This window comes from Bradyrhizobium sp. PUT101 (assembly GCF_052043945.1).
Classification (GTDB): domain Bacteria; phylum Pseudomonadota; class Alphaproteobacteria; order Rhizobiales; family Xanthobacteraceae; genus Bradyrhizobium.
In genome coordinates this window covers 4,937,828-4,950,587 of sequence record NZ_CP197207.1, presented here as the reverse complement: position 1 = coordinate 4,950,587, position 12,760 = coordinate 4,937,828, and the positions used below count along the sequence as shown (strand labels likewise).

General features: G+C 65.5%; 14 protein-coding genes. 4 read left to right on the top strand and 10 right to left on the bottom strand.

The genetic code is table 11. The features are described from left to right. Positions 1 to 6 precede the first annotated feature (6 nt). Positions 7 to 291 carry an LPS translocon maturation chaperone LptM gene (lptM, locus tag ACSHT2_RS23870; protein WP_440636920.1) on the bottom strand — a complete coding sequence of 95 codons (285 nt, stop codon included), beginning with the start codon at positions 289 to 291 and terminating at the stop codon, positions 7 to 9. A gap of 93 nt (positions 292 to 384) precedes the next feature. After that, on the bottom strand, positions 385 to 1,782 hold the full coding sequence (gene argH, locus ACSHT2_RS23865) for an argininosuccinate lyase (RefSeq protein WP_440636919.1): 1,398 nt from the start codon (positions 1,780 to 1,782) through the stop codon (positions 385 to 387). 104 nt (positions 1,783 to 1,886) lie between these two features. On the opposite strand from argH, the gene tlpA reads away from it, so the two are divergent. Continuing rightward, positions 1,887 to 2,552 (top strand): thiol:disulfide interchange protein TlpA, encoded by a 666-nt coding sequence (gene tlpA, locus ACSHT2_RS23860; protein ID WP_440642913.1) that lies wholly within the window; start codon positions 1,887 to 1,889, stop codon positions 2,550 to 2,552. A 4-nt stretch (positions 2,553 to 2,556) separates the two neighbouring features. On the opposite strand, the gene ACSHT2_RS23855 is transcribed toward tlpA, so the two are convergent. The 6 genes from ACSHT2_RS23855 to ACSHT2_RS23830 all read right to left on the bottom strand — a co-directional run bounded on the left by ACSHT2_RS23855 (position 2,557) and on the right by ACSHT2_RS23830 (position 6,575). Next, a complete protein-coding gene (locus ACSHT2_RS23855) occupies positions 2,557 to 2,751 on the bottom strand; it encodes a hypothetical protein (protein ID WP_028182113.1) in 195 nt (64 codons plus the stop codon). 71 nt (positions 2,752 to 2,822) lie between these two features. Further along, positions 2,823 to 3,704 (bottom strand): 3-hydroxybutyryl-CoA dehydrogenase, encoded by an 882-nt coding sequence (locus ACSHT2_RS23850; RefSeq protein WP_131869409.1) that lies wholly within the window; start codon positions 3,702 to 3,704, stop codon positions 2,823 to 2,825. A 194-nt stretch (positions 3,705 to 3,898) separates the two neighbouring features. Next, positions 3,899 to 4,843 (bottom strand): electron transfer flavoprotein subunit alpha/FixB family protein, encoded by a 945-nt coding sequence (locus ACSHT2_RS23845; RefSeq protein ID WP_440636918.1) that lies wholly within the window; start codon positions 4,841 to 4,843, stop codon positions 3,899 to 3,901. Further along, positions 4,843 to 5,592 carry an electron transfer flavoprotein subunit beta/FixA family protein gene (locus tag ACSHT2_RS23840; RefSeq protein WP_440636916.1) on the bottom strand — a complete coding sequence of 250 codons (750 nt, stop codon included), beginning with the start codon at positions 5,590 to 5,592 and terminating at the stop codon, positions 4,843 to 4,845. Before ACSHT2_RS23840 ends, ACSHT2_RS23845 begins: the two co-directional genes overlap by 1 nt. A 126-nt stretch (positions 5,593 to 5,718) precedes the next feature. Next, positions 5,719 to 6,291: a cob(I)yrinic acid a,c-diamide adenosyltransferase gene (locus tag ACSHT2_RS23835; RefSeq protein ID WP_440636915.1), complete on the bottom strand. Its 573-nt coding sequence runs from the start codon at positions 6,289 to 6,291 to the stop codon at positions 5,719 to 5,721. A gap of 89 nt (positions 6,292 to 6,380) precedes the next feature. Continuing rightward, positions 6,381 to 6,575, bottom strand: a complete 195-nt coding sequence (locus ACSHT2_RS23830) for a twin transmembrane helix small protein (RefSeq protein ID WP_028178512.1) — start codon at positions 6,573 to 6,575, stop codon at positions 6,381 to 6,383. A 308-nt stretch (positions 6,576 to 6,883) separates the two neighbouring features. Here ACSHT2_RS23830 and ACSHT2_RS23825 point away from each other — a divergent pair, with 308 nt between their 5' ends. Further along, positions 6,884 to 7,777 carry a YihY/virulence factor BrkB family protein gene (locus ACSHT2_RS23825; RefSeq protein ID WP_440636914.1) on the top strand — a complete coding sequence of 298 codons (894 nt, stop codon included), beginning with the start codon at positions 6,884 to 6,886 and terminating at the stop codon, positions 7,775 to 7,777. On the opposite strand, the gene ACSHT2_RS23820 is transcribed toward ACSHT2_RS23825, so the two are convergent. Then, positions 7,704 to 8,978: an ATP-binding protein gene (locus tag ACSHT2_RS23820; RefSeq protein ID WP_440636913.1), complete on the bottom strand. Its 1,275-nt coding sequence runs from the start codon at positions 8,976 to 8,978 to the stop codon at positions 7,704 to 7,706. The genes ACSHT2_RS23825 and ACSHT2_RS23820 overlap by 74 nt on opposite strands. A 101-nt stretch (positions 8,979 to 9,079) precedes the next feature. Continuing rightward, complete coding sequence (gene gluQRS, locus ACSHT2_RS23815) at positions 9,080 to 9,949, bottom strand: tRNA glutamyl-Q(34) synthetase GluQRS (protein ID WP_440636912.1); 870 nt, start codon at positions 9,947 to 9,949, stop codon at positions 9,080 to 9,082. A 190-nt stretch (positions 9,950 to 10,139) separates the two neighbouring features. Between gluQRS and ACSHT2_RS23810 the strand changes: the two genes are divergently transcribed. Continuing rightward, positions 10,140 to 10,787 (top strand): DNA-3-methyladenine glycosylase family protein, encoded by a 648-nt coding sequence (locus ACSHT2_RS23810; protein ID WP_440636911.1) that lies wholly within the window; start codon positions 10,140 to 10,142, stop codon positions 10,785 to 10,787. Between the two features lie 127 nt (positions 10,788 to 10,914). Continuing rightward, a complete protein-coding gene (locus tag ACSHT2_RS23805; protein WP_440636910.1) occupies positions 10,915 to 12,678 on the top strand; it encodes a flavin-containing monooxygenase in 1,764 nt (587 codons plus the stop codon). Positions 12,679 to 12,760 lie beyond the last annotated feature (82 nt).

Here is a 12,760-nt window from a genome sequence, read left to right as displayed (position 1 = left end):
CCCGGCTTATTTCCTGCCGGGAGGTTCGTCCAGGAGCGGGTCGAGAATAAACGGTTTCTTCCTGCCCTTGGCCGCCGCGGGCGCGGCATCCGCACCGTAGGTGGGATTGAACACGCTCGGCGTCCTCTGAGCTTCGGCCTCGGAATCAAGAGGTGCGGCACCGCCGGCCGTGGAGGCGGTCGGCGGCAAGTCGAGCGGGCCCTTTCGGCCGCAGCCGGCAAGCGCGAGCGCCGTCAGGCTCAAGACAATGATGGCCCACCCCGAGCCGGCCGGGCGAAACTTTGACGTCACGACGAAATCCCCACTACGCGGCGCGCACCATACAGAGATTGGCGCGCTCTGGCGAGAGCCGGATGACCATGAAACATAAGCGAAATTTTGCCCTCAGCCCGATTTTCGCTCTTTTTCCAGCCGCTTCGCCCAGGCCTTGGCCTGGGACGCGACGTTCTTCGGCGCGGTGCCGCCGAAGCTGGTGCGGCTCTTCACCGACGATTCGACCGAGAGCACGCCGAACACGTCCTTGGTGATTTTGGGCTCGATCGCCTGCATCTCCTTGAGCGGCAGCTCGTGCAGCGCGACGCCCCCCTCGGCGGCCTTGGCGACGATGCGGCCGGTGACGTGATGGGCCTCGCGGAACGGCATCTTCAGCGTCCGCACCAGCCAGTCGGCGAGGTCGGTCGCGGTGGCGTAGCCCTCGCCCGCCGCCGCTTTCATCTTGGCTTCATCCGGAACGAGGTCGCGGACCATGCCGGTCATGGCGCGGATCGCCAGCGACAGCGCGGCGAAGCCCTCCATGGCACCCTGCTTGTCCTCCTGCATGTCCTTTTGATAGGCGAGCGGCAGGCCCTTCATGACGATCAGGAGGCCGTTGAGCGCGCCGATGACGCGGCCGGTCTTGGCGCGCACGAGCTCGGCGGCATCGGGGTTGCGCTTCTGCGGCATGATCGAAGAGCCGGTGGTGAACTTGTCGCTGAGGCGGATCAGGCCGACCAGCGGCGAGGTCCAGATCACGATCTCCTCGGCAAAGCGCGACATGTGCACGGCGCAGATCGAGGCCGCCGACAGTGTCTCCAGCACGAAGTCGCGATCGGAGACCGCGTCGAGCGAGTTCGCCATGGGGCGGTCGAAGAGGAGCGCCTTGGCGGTGGCGTGGCGGTCGATCGGGAACGAGGTCCCGGCGAGCGCGGCCGCGCCGAGCGGGGATTCGTTCAGCCGCTTGCGCGCATCTTGGAAACGGCCGCGGTCGCGCGCGGCCATCTCGACATAGGCGAGCAAATGGTGGCCGAAGGTGACGGGCTGCGCGGTCTGCAGATGCGTGAAGCCGGGCATCACGGTGCCGGCATGCTCCAGGGCACGCTCGACCAGCACCTGCTGGAACGCAGCGAGCGCGGCATCGGTCTCGTCGATGACGTCGCGGACGAACAGGCGGAAATCAGTCGCGACCTGGTCGTTGCGCGAGCGCGCCGTATGCAGGCGGCCGGCGGCGGGGCCGATCAGCTCCGACAGGCGGCTCTCAACATTCATATGGATGTCCTCGAGCGCGCGCTTGAATTCGAAGCCACCCTTGCCGATCTCTGACAAAATCGTGTCTAGACCCTTGCCGATATTTTTCGCATCAGAGGCCGTGATGATGCCCTGCGTGGCCAGCATCGCAGCGTGGGCCTTGGACGCGGCAATGTCCTGGGCGAAGAGGTGACGATCGACGTCGATGGAGACGTTGATCTCTTCCATGATCTCGTCGGGACGTTCCGAGAACCGGCCGCCCCACATCTTGTTGCTCATGATCCCCTGCTCACGCTTGCCTGTCGCTAGCCACGTTTGCTGGCCACGACCAGCCGTATTAAGAGGCCCCTGATAGCCATATCTGCGACCGGATGACAAACGATATGCTCGACAAGAAGCCCTCCGCCACGCGCCGCATCCCCCTCGTCATCGCCACCGTGGCGATCGGAGGACTGGCCGGCTTCGCCGCGCTGTATGGGCTCGGTCTGGGCCGGTCGCCTAGCGGCGATCCCGCCTGCCGCTCGGCGGTCGCGACCGCGCAGAAGATCGCGCCACTCGCCCATGGCGAGGTGGCGGCGCTGACCATGGCGAGTGCCCCGCTGAAGCTGCCCGACCTCGCCTTCGAGGACGCCGACGGCAGGCCGAAAAAGCTGTCCGACTTCCGCGGCAAGATATTGCTGGTGAACCTCTGGGCGACCTGGTGCGTGCCCTGCCGCAAGGAGATGCCGGCGCTGGACGAGCTCCAGGGCAAGCTGTCGGGCCCGAATTTCGAGGTGGTGGCGATCAATATCGACACACGCGACCCGGACAAGCCCAAGACCTTCCTGAAAGAGGCCAACCTGACCCGGCTCGGCTATTTCAGCGACCAGAAAGCCAAGGTTTTCCAGGACCTTAAGGCTATAGGCCGGGCACTTGGGATGCCGACCTCGGTGCTGGTCGATCCGCAGGGCTGTGAGATCGCGACGATTGCGGGGCCGGCGGAATGGGCGAGCGAGGACGCGCTCAAGCTGATCCGGGCCGCGACGGGCAAGGCCGCCGCATCGCTTTAGGAATTCAGGCGGTGACGTTGAGATTGCCGCCGACGCCGGGGCCGACATTGGCCAGCGAGGGTTGGCCCGCGCCCATCAGCGTGAGGACGGTCGACTTTTCCATGTCCATGTTCTGCTTGGTCAGCGTCGCCGCGATATTCGATTGCAGCGCGCCTTGCTGAGCGGCCAGCATGGTGCTGACCATCGCCATCATGTCCATTACGCGAACCCTCTTACCGGCCGTAACCTAGGCGCGAGAGGTTAACGCGACATGAATTGACACGAAGCGGATCAGCGCGTCGGAACCGGCTTGGCGCCGCGGTAGTCGTAGAAGCCGCGCTGGGTCTTGCGGCCGAGCCAGCCGGCCTCGACGTATTTCACCAGCAGCGGGCACGGGCGGTATTTGGAATCCGCCAGCCCCTCGTGCAGCACCTGCATGATGGAGAGGCAGGTATCGAGGCCGATGAAATCGGCGAGCTCGAGCGGGCCCATGGGATGGTGGGCCCCGAGCTTCATCGCGGCGTCGATCGCCTCGACATTGCCGACGCCTTCGTACAGCGTGTAGATCGCCTCGTTGATCATCGGCAGCAGGATGCGGTTGACGATGAAGGCCGGGAAATCCTCGGAGACCGCGACCTGCTTGCCGAGCTTGCCGACGAATTCCTTGGCAGTCTCGAAGGTGGAGTCGTCGGTGGCGATGCCGCGGATCAGCTCGACCAGCTCCATCAGCGGCACCGGATTCATGAAGTGAATGCCGATGAAACGCTCCGGGCGGTCGGTGGCGGCGGCAAGCCGCGTGATCGAGATCGAGGACGTATCGGAGGCGACGATCGCCTCCGGCTTCAACACCGCGCAGAGCTCGTGGAAGATCTTGCGCTTGACCTCTTCCTTCTCGACCGCGGTCTCGATGACGAGGTCGCAATCGGCGAGGTCGTCGAGTTTTTCGGCGGGCGTGATGCGCGCCATCGCCTTGACCTTGTCGTCCTCGGTGACGGCCTTCTTGGAGACCTGGCGCGCCAGATTGCCGTTGATGGTGGCCATGCCCGACTTGAGGCGGTCGGGCGAGACGTCGTTGAGCACCACGTCGAAGCCGGCGAGCGCCGCGACATGCGCGATGCCATTGCCCATCTGACCCGCGCCGATCACGCCGACCTTCTTGATCACTGCCGCCATCATGTCATCCACCGGAACGGCGCGCGACGAGCGCACCCTGCCTATCCCCTTGAGCCGGGAGGTCCGATTTAATCAGAACCTTGGCTCGAAACCTAGATTGGATCGCCTCGAAGGCGCGCCCACGCCAAAGAAAACGCCTCAGAAATGCAACACCGGCCGGAGTGTATACCTCCGGCCGGTGTTTTCGATGCCTTTTACTTGCCGAGCTTGCCGAGTTCGGCCGTCAGCTCCGGAACCGCCTGGTAGAGATCGGCGACCAGGCCGTAATCGGCAACCTGGAAGATCGGTGCGTCCTCGTCCTTGTTGATCGCAACGATCACCTTGGAGTCTTTCATGCCGGCCAGATGCTGGATGGCGCCGGAAATGCCGACCGCGACATAGAGCTCGGGCGCCACGACCTTGCCGGTCTGCCCGACCTGCCAGTCGTTCGGCGCATAGCCCGCATCGACCGCCGCGCGCGAGGCACCGACGCCGGCGCCGAGCTTGTCGGCGAGCGGCTCGATGTATTTGGCGAAGTTCTCGCGGCTCTGCATGGCACGGCCGCCGGAGACGATGATCTTGGCCGAGGTCAGCTCGGGACGATCGCTCTTGGCAACCTCCTCGCCGACGAACGACGACAAGCCTGGATCGGCGGCCGCCGCCACGTTCTCGACCGCGGCGCTGCCACCCTCGCCCGCTGCGGCGAAGGTCGAGGTCCGCACCGTGATGACCTTCTTGGCGTCCTTCGACTTCACCGTCTGGATGGCGTTGCCGGCATAGATCGGGCGCTCGAAGGTATCGGGCGCGACCACCTTGATGATCTCCGAGACCTGCATGACGTCGAGCAGAGCGGCGATGCGGGGCATCACGTTCTTGAAGCGCGAGGTCGCCGGCGCGACGATCGCGTCATAGCCGGACGCCAGCGACACGACCAGTGCAGCCAGCGGCTCGGCAAGATCGTGCGCGTAGAGGTCGCCGTCGGCGAGCAGCACCTTCTTGACGCCGGCGAGCTTGGCAGCGGCATCCGCCGCGCCCTTGGCGTTCTGGCCGGCGACCAGCACCTCGACATCCGCACCGAGCGCGGCAGCCGCGGTCAGGGCCTTGTTGGTCGCATCCTTGAGCGACGCATTGTCGTGTTCGGCAATCAGAAGCGTCGTCATCAGAGCACCCCGGCTTCGTTCTTGAGTTTGGACACGAGCTCGGCGACGTCCTTGACCTTGACGCCGGCCTTGCGGCCCGCCGGCTCCGTCGTCTTGAGAACCTCGAGACGCGCGGTGACGTCGACGCCGTAGTCGGCGACGGTCTTCTCTGCGATCGGCTTCTTCTTGGCCTTCATGATGTTGGGCAGCGAGGCGTAGCGCGGCTCGTTGAGGCGGAGATCGGTGGTGACGATCGCCGGTCCTTTCAGCTTCACGGTCTGCAGGCCGCCATCGACTTCGCGGGTGACCTTGAAATCGGAGCCTTCGACCTCGAGCTTCGAGGCGAACGTCGCCTGCGACCAGCCGAGCAGCGCGGCCAGCATCTGGCCGGTCTGGTTCGAGTCGTCGTCGATCGCCTGCTTGCCGAGAATGATGAGGCCCGGCTGCTCTTCGTCGGCGACCTTCTTCAGGATCTTGGCGACCGCGAGCGGCTCGACTGCGCCTTCCGCTTTCACCAGGATGCCGCGGTCGGCGCCCATCGCAAGTCCGGTGCGGATCGTCTCCGATGCCTGCGCAGGTCCAATGGAGACCACCACGACCTCGGTGGCCTTGCCGCCTTCCTTCAGGCGCAGCGCTTCCTCGACCGCGATTTCGTCGAACGGGTTCATGGACATCTTGACGTTGGCGAGTTCAACGCCCGATCCATCGCTCTTGACGCGGACCTTGACGTTGTAATCGACCACCCGCTTTACCGGCACTAAGACCTTCATCGATCCTCTTTCACTCAATTTGGGAGGGGGGTTATCAACTGGCGCGGAACCTAAAGGCCTGATCTGCCCCGGTCAACGCGCGAACAGGTCTAATTTTGGCCTTCTGAAATGCGGGAGCTCGATGGGTCAGCGGTTCTGGCCGGGAACCCAAAGCACGTCGCCGGCGCCATTGCCGTTAGCGGCCCGGCTGGCCACGAACAGAAAGTCGGACAGGCGATTCATATATTGGATGCCAGCCGTGCTGACCGGCTCGCCGGGCCGGGCCGCCAGTTCCACGATCACGCGTTCCGCCCTGCGGCATATCGTGCGTGCCACATGCAGGCAGGCAGCGGACGGCGTGCCGCCGGGAAGCACGAAGGAGGTCAGCGGCGCGAGCTTGTCGTTGAGCGTGTCGATGTCGCGCTCGAGCCGCTCGACCTGGCTCGTCACCACCCGCAGCCGCTCGGCTTTCCCCTCCCGTTCGGGCACGGCGAGATCGGCGCCGAGATCGAACAGATCATTCTGGATGCGACCGAGCATTGCATCGAGTTCGGGCATGCCGGAGGTGTGGAGCCTGACCACGCCGATCGCGGCATTGGTCTCGTCAACGGTGCCATAGGCCTCGATGCGCAGATCGTATTTCGGACGTCGTTCGCCGGTTCCGAGCGCCGTCGTACCGTCGTCACCGGTCTTCGTGTAGATGCGATTGAGTACGACCATGGAGAGGCCTCTTAATTTTGGAGCATGATCCTGTCGGAAAACCGCTTCGCACTTTGCGCTAACGCGGCCCTTCGGGTCCGGATCATGTCCTAGCGCCCCATCGCCCAGACCGCGAGCATCGCGATGATGATCGCCACGAACTGCAGCAGCACGCGCCAGCGCATCAGCTTCTGCGAGGTGTTGGGCGAGCCGCCGCGCATCATGTTGATGAGCCCGAGCAGCAGCACCAGCGCCACGGCGCCGGCGGCCGCCGGCAGGATGAAAGTACTCAGGAGAGATGCCATGGGACGTAGATAACACCGCGTGCGGCGGTCCGCCATCTCCCCAGTTCGTCATTCCGGGGCGATGCGGCGGGACCGAGCGAAGCGAAGCCGGCGCGTCGAGCCCGGAATCCATCGCGCCACTTGCGCTGCGGCTAGATGGATTCCGGGCTCGCGCTTCGCGCGCCCCGGAATGACGGCGAGGCGCTTCGCGATCTGGCTTTTGAGCCAATAATGTCAGAAGCTGCCCAAATGATTTCCGATTTGTGTCCCTCGCCGACCGTCTTCCCCTCCGCCCGCAAGCGGGAGGAGGGAGCAGTACAGGGCAAGCCGTGAAAGCGATCCGCTACATCTACGACGTCGTGATGGATGCGTTCTACACGTTCCTTGCCGATGACGGCTGGGCGATCGCAAGCCACATCGCGCTGTCGACGCTGATGGCGCTGTTCCCGTTCCTGATCGTGCTGACCTCGCTCGCCGGCGTCTTCGGCTCCAAAGAACTCGCCGACCAGGCGGCCGGCCTGATGCTCCAGGTCTGGCCCAAGCAGGTCGCCGATTCGATCTCGGGCGAGGTGCATGACGTGCTGACCACGACCCGCACCGGCATTCTGACCATCGGCGCGGCGCTGTCGGTCTATTTCGCCTCCAACGGCGTCGAGGCGCTGCGGGTCGCGCTCAACCGCGCCTACGCCGTGGTGGAGATGCGGCGCTGGTACTGGCTACGGTTGGAATCGATTGCCTATACGCTGATTGCCGCCTTCACTGCCCTCGCGATGGCGTTCCTGATCGTGCTCGGTCCGCTGATCATCGAGGCCGCGCGGCGCCACATTCCCCTGTTCGTCGAATCGAACGAAAGCATTCTCACCTGGCTGCGCTACGGTATCACCATCAGCGCGCTGGTGGTGGCGCTGTTCATCCTGCACGCCTGGCTGCCTGCGGGACGGCGAAGCTTCCTCCAGATCATGCCGGGCATCATCTTCACGGTGGTGGCGTCGCTGGTCTCCGGCGTCGTCTTCGGACAGTATCTGGCGCGCTTCGCCAACAACTACGTGACCATGTATGCGGGGCTCGCTTCGGTGATCATCGCGCTGGTGTTCCTGTATTTCATCGCCGCGATCTTCGTTTACGGCGGTGAGCTCAACGCCGCGATCATCAAGTCGCGGCTTCCTCATGGCGTGTCGCTTCAAGCAGCGCAGTCGCTAAAGCCCGCGGAGACACAGGCTTGACCAGGAAGGCGTCGGCGCCGGCCGCGCGCGAAGCTGCCTCGTCCTCCCCGCGGCCGGACACGCCGATGATCGGGATCCGAGCCAGCGGCGTCGACAGCGCGCGGATCCGCCTGATGGCCTCGATACCGTCGATGCCCGGCAGCACCATGTCCATCAGCACCGCGTCGAACGCGCCCTGCTCCAGCCGGCCGACCGCGTCCTCGCCGCGCCCGATGAACTCGGCTTGATGGCCGAGCTCGGTCAGGATCGTGTTGAGCACGACGCGGCCGAACGGATTGTCCTCGACGCTGAGCACGTGAAGGCCCGCGACCGCCTCGGGCCCGCCGCCGCCCTGCGCCTTGCGGCTTTTGCCGGATCCCGTGGCATCCAGCGACACCGTCAACGTGAAGGTGGCGCCGCCGCCTCGGCGCGGAGCGACGGCGATATCGCCGCCCATCGCACGCGCCAATTGCTTGACCGAGGAGAGCCCCAAGCCGGCGCCGCCGAAGCGTGAGGCGATGGTGACATTGGCCTGGGTGAACGGGCGGAACAGCCGCTTGATCTCGGCCATGGTGAGGCCGATGCCGCTGTCGGACACCGCAAAGGCGACGCCGACCCTGCCCCTACCCTTGCCCTTTGCCTTGACCTTGGCGGGACGCCACGGCTCGACTGCGAGCGCCACGCCGCCCTGATCGGTGAATTTCACGGCATTGTCGATCAGGTTCTCGAGCGCAGCGCGCAGGCGGACGGGATCACCGACCACGAGTCCAGGGAGTTTTTCGGATATCCCGACCTCGGCCTGGAGACCTTTGGCGGCGGCGCGGCCGGCCAGCGAATCGCCGGCGCTGCGGGCGAGCGTCCGTAGATCGAACAGGTCCTGCCGCAGCGCGCTTCCGCCCTTCGCCGTTCCCTTGCCGGTTCTGGCGGCATCCACAAACAGCGTGGCAAGACTCGCAAGATGCTCGGCGCCGGCCTTGATGGTATCGGCCCACCGCCGCTCCCGTTCGCCGAGATCGGACGTGGCGAGCAGATCGCTGATCGCCAGAATGCCGGTCAGGGGGGTGCGGACCTCATGGGCAAAGGCGGCCAGCGCCGCCTGGACCACGTCCGGCGCGACCGCCCTGGTGCTGCGCTTGCGCACCTTTCCGGCCGCCCCGGACCGCTTCCGAGGCAGCCGCCTGGACGTCCGTGTGGTGCGCACTGGACGCGTTTTCGCCGCCATGAATCCCCTTCGAAGTACTCTCTTCGAACCCCGCGCGGGCCGAGCATGGCACGGAGGAACACCCGGAGTCACGGCGACGTTTTGCTAACCCCCAGAGAAACTTAACCTAATCCCACCAGCTGGCGGATGCGGACAGGCGTGACGCCGGCCGCACGCAAGGCGCGCAGACCGGTCGACCGGCTCGATTTCGACAGCTTCCGACCCGCCTCATCGCGAATCAGCCGGTGATGGCGGTAGGCGGGCTCGGGCAGGCCGAGCAGGACCTGGAGCAAGCGGTGCACCGAGGTGGCGTAAAACAGGTCCTGGCCCCGCACGATCTCGCTGACGCCTTGGAGCGCGTCGTCGACCACCACCGACAGATGGTAGCTGGTCGGCGTCTCCTTGCGGGCCAGGATCACGTCGCCCCACGCCTCCGGCCGCGCCGGGACGATGCCGCGCTCGCCGTCCGGCCCCTCGCCGAGCTCATTCCAGCTCAGACGGGCGGCACGGCGGCAGGCGGCCTGCATGTCGAGCCGCAGCGCATAAGGCGCGCCTGATGCAATCAAATGCGACCGTTCGTCAGCCGACAATGATTTGGCGTCGCCGGGATAAAGCGGCGCACCGTCGGGATCGCGCGGCCACAGCCCGTCCACCTCGCGCGCGGCGACGAGCCTTGCGATCTCGGCGCGGCTTTCGAAGGCGGGATAGACGAGACCGAGCGCAGAGAGCTTTTCCAGCGCGGCGCGATAGTCGGCGAGATGTTCGGACTGCCGGCGCACCGGCGTTTCCCAGGCAATTCCGAGCCAGGCGAGATCCTCGTAGATCGCCGTCTCATATTCCGGCCGGCAGCGCGCCACGTCGATGTCCTCGATCCGCAGCAACAGCCGGCCGCCGGCCTCACGCGCGCGCTCGAAGTTGAGCAGCGCAGAATAGGCGTGGCCGAGATGCAGGAGGCCGTTGGGGCTGGGGGCAAATCGGAAAACGGGTGGCATCAGGCGACATATCTCGTCATGGCCGGGCTTGTCCCGGCCACCCACGTTCTTCGGTGCCTCCTGCCGATCATGTCAAGGTGCCGGACAAACACCACGACCACCGCTCATGCTAGACAATACATCACGGTTAGAAGGACGTGGATGACCGGGACAAGCCCGGCCATGACGTCGGAGAGCTTGTCGGACCATCATGACCATCCACCTCGAAACGCAGTCCGATCTCGAAGAGGCCGTCTATGCGCTGATCAAGCGCGATCCGCGCCTCAAGCCCGTGCTCGAGATCGCGGGCATGCCGGCCTTGCGACGTCGCGAGCCGGGCTTTACGGGCCTTGCGCACATCGTCTGCGGGCAGCAGCTCTCGACCGCGAGTGCCGCGGCGATCTGGGGTCGGCTGTCGGCCGCGTTCGATCCGTTCGACCATGACACTGTGCGCCGCGCCCGCACCGACCGGCTGGGGCGGCTCGGCCTCTCCGCCGCGAAGATCAAGACGCTGAAGCATCTGGCACGCGAAATCGCCGCCGAGCGGCTGAACCTCGATGTGCTCGCGGAGGAAGATGCCGATGCCGCCCATCACACGCTGATCGCGCTGCCCGGCATCGGCCCCTGGACCGCCGACGTCTACCTGCTGTTCTGCCTCGGCCACGGCGACGCCTGGCCGGCCGGCGACCTCGCCGTGCAGGAGGGCATCCGTATCGGACTCGGTCTGAAGGAGCGGCCGACCGAGAAGCAGATGGCCCCGCTCGCCGAACCCTGGCGTCCGCTGCGCGGCGCGGCCGCGCATCTGTGGTGGAGCTACTATCGCGCCGTGAAGAAGCGCGAGGGCGTGCTCTCGGCCTGACGCGTGTATTCCGCCTGAGCAGGGCCACATGCTTTCGCTGCTCGGGTAAAGCGCTTTTGGCTGCCGGCGAACCGGTATAGCGTTCAATCTCAAGGGAAACGCCGCGCAGATGGCCACGAGGTCGTGCATGCTGGACAGGACGAAGGATATTTCCGTCGCCGCGCAAGACTGGCTCGACGCGTTCGAGCGCATACTGGGCAAGTCCGATCCCGCCGCGCTGGACCGCCTCTTCCTCGCCGACAGCTTTTGGCGCGATGTGCTGGCGTTGAGCTGGAACCTGCAAACAATTGCAGGCGGCGACGCAATCGCGCGTGAGCTGACGGCGCTCGCACCCAGGGCGACACCGACGAACTTCAAGATCGCGCCCAACCGCGCGCCGCCGCGCTGGGTGACGCGCGCCGGCACCAACACCATCGAGGCGATCTTCAATTTCGAGACCGCGCACGGCCGCGGCAGCGGTATCCTGCGGCTCGTACCTGACAGCGCCGACGGCGACCGGTTGAAGGCATGGACGCTGCTGACCGCCCTCGATGAGCTCAAGGGCTTCGAGGAGCAGCTCGGCACCTCGCGGCCCCGCGGCCAGGCCTATTCGCGCGATTTCCGCGGGCCGAACTGGCTCGACCTGCGCAACGCCTCGCGCGACTATGCCGACCGCGATCCAGCCGTGCTGGTGGTCGGCGGCGGCCAGGCCGGGCTCGCGATCGCGGCGCGGCTGAAGCAGTTGAAGGTCGACACGCTAGTCGTCGATCGCGAGGCCCGGATCGGCGACAATTGGCGCAAGCGTTACCATGCGCTGACGCTGCACAATCAGGTGCAGGTCAATCACCTGCCCTACATGCCGTTCCCGCCGAGCTGGCCGACCTATATCCCCAAGGACAAACTCGCCAACTGGTTCGAAGCCTATGTCGATGCCATGGAGCTGAACTTCTGGACCGGCACCGAGTTCGAAGGCGGCGCCTATGACGAGGCCAGCGGCCACTGGACCGTGACGCTGCGCCGCCCCGACGGCAGCAAGCGCACCATGCATCCGCGTCACGTGGTGATGGCGACCGGCGTCAGCGGCATCGCCAATGTGCCTGACATTCCGACTCTCGACAATTTCAACGGCGCGCTGCTGCATTCCAGCCGCTACGAGGACGGCGAGAACTGGACAGGCAAGCGCGCCATCGTCATCGGCACCGGCAACAGCGGCCACGACATCGCGCAGGATCTCTATTCCAGCGGCGCCGAGGTGACGCTGGTGCAGCGGTCGCCGACGCTGGTCACCAATATCGAGCCGTCGGCGCAACTCGCCTATGCGACCTATAATGAAGGCACGCTCGAGGACAATGATCTGATCGCGGCCTCGATGCCGACGCCGCTGGCGAAGAAGACGCATGTCATGCTGACCGAGCAATCCAGGGAGCTCGACAAGGAGCTGCTCGACGGCCTCCGCCGTGTCGGCTTCAAGCTCGACTTCGGCGAGGCCGGCACCGGCTGGCAGTTCAAATACCTCACCCGCGGCGGCGGCTACTATTTCAACGTCGGCTGCTCCAACCTGATCGTCGAGGGCAAGATCAGGCTCAGGCAGTTCTCCGAGATCGAGAGCTTCGTCACCGAAGGCGCGCGGATGAAAGACGGCTCGACCATTGCAGCCGACCTCATCGTGCTCTCGACCGGCTACAAGCCGCAGGAATATCTGGTGCGTCAGCTGTTCGGCGATGCCATCGCCGACCGGGTCGGTCCGATCTGGGGCTTTGGCGAGGGCTTCGAGCTCCGCAACATGTATGCGCGCACGAAGCAGCCCGGCCTCTGGTTCATCGCCGGCAGCCTCGCACAATGCCGGATCAACTCGAAATATCTCGCGCTCCAGATCAAGGCGGTCGAGGAAGGGATTTTGGGGCGAACCTAGCCACAGCCGTCATTCCGGGACGCGAGTCTGTGCGAGCCCGGAATCCATTCATCCGCGAAAATGCCGTACGATGGATTCCGGG

Bases quoted from the DNA above. Each gene is read 5' to 3' on its own strand.
- argH (WP_440636919.1), bottom strand. From the start codon at position 1,782: ATGAGCAACAAGATGTGGGGCGGCCGGTTCTCGGAACGTCCCGACGAG.
- tlpA (WP_440642913.1), top strand. From the start codon at position 1,887: ATGCTCGACAAGAAGCCCTCCGCCACGCGCCGCATCCCCCTCGTCATC.
- ACSHT2_RS23855 (WP_028182113.1), bottom strand. From the start codon at position 2,751: ATGGACATGATGGCGATGGTCAGCACCATGCTGGCCGCTCAGCAAGGC.
- ACSHT2_RS23850 (WP_131869409.1), bottom strand. From the start codon at position 3,704: ATGGCGGCAGTGATCAAGAAGGTCGGCGTGATCGGCGCGGGTCAGATG.
- ACSHT2_RS23845 (WP_440636918.1), bottom strand. From the start codon at position 4,843: ATGACGACGCTTCTGATTGCCGAACACGACAATGCGTCGCTCAAGGAT.
- ACSHT2_RS23840 (WP_440636916.1), bottom strand. From the start codon at position 5,592: ATGAAGGTCTTAGTGCCGGTAAAGCGGGTGGTCGATTACAACGTCAAG.
- ACSHT2_RS23835 (WP_440636915.1), bottom strand. From the start codon at position 6,291: ATGGTCGTACTCAATCGCATCTACACGAAGACCGGTGACGACGGTACG.
- ACSHT2_RS23830 (WP_028178512.1), bottom strand. From the start codon at position 6,575: ATGGCATCTCTCCTGAGTACTTTCATCCTGCCGGCGGCCGCCGGCGCC.
- ACSHT2_RS23820 (WP_440636913.1), bottom strand. From the start codon at position 8,978: ATGGCGGCGAAAACGCGTCCAGTGCGCACCACACGGACGTCCAGGCGG.
- gluQRS (WP_440636912.1), bottom strand. From the start codon at position 9,949: ATGCCACCCGTTTTCCGATTTGCCCCCAGCCCCAACGGCCTCCTGCAT.
- ACSHT2_RS23810 (WP_440636911.1), top strand. From the start codon at position 10,140: ATGACCATCCACCTCGAAACGCAGTCCGATCTCGAAGAGGCCGTCTAT.
- ACSHT2_RS23805 (WP_440636910.1), top strand. From the start codon at position 10,915: ATGCTGGACAGGACGAAGGATATTTCCGTCGCCGCGCAAGACTGGCTC.